We start from the raw sequence: 409 nt of genomic DNA, 5'->3' as shown, positions 1-409 counted from the left end.
ATTCAAGCGCCAGTACGCGCTCAAGGCCGATTTTCCTGATGAGATTGAACCGGTATTGAGTAATCGCGCCGGAGTGGTGAACGTTACATGCCGAACACTGGCTGTGAACGTTGTCCTCGTTGAACCGAAGGTGAGATGCTGCCGCCGTCGTCCGGTAATGCCCGGCGTGATAGCTGATCGCCCAGGCACTGCCGCAACTGATGCAAATTTCCCCGTCCCGCGCCCTGATGTAGTCGTTAAATGCCCGCTGGGTCATGTTCATCCAGTGGCTTAAAGGCTTCACATCGGCTTTGCGCTTGTTCCATGCAGCACGCTGCTCCCTCTCCTGGCGCTTTTGCTTGCGCTCGGATAGTTGGTTAGCGAGTTGGATTGCACATTTTGGAGAACAGACGGTTTGTAGGCTATTGCG

Annotated in this window: 1 protein-coding gene; it reads right to left on the bottom strand. The window is 55.0% G+C overall.

Annotation, left to right across the window (positions count from 1 at the left end):
- Positions 1-409: recombination protein NinG (locus GSQ70_RS00670; RefSeq protein ID WP_158780483.1), on the bottom strand; the 409-nt coding region annotated here is incomplete at both ends.

The organism is Pantoea sp. BAV 3049 (genome assembly GCF_009765445.1).
In the GTDB taxonomy this organism is placed as follows: domain Bacteria; phylum Pseudomonadota; class Gammaproteobacteria; order Enterobacterales; family Enterobacteriaceae; genus Erwinia.
Note: the sequence above shows the minus strand (reverse complement) of the source record. Positions and strands in the feature narration are given on the sequence as shown.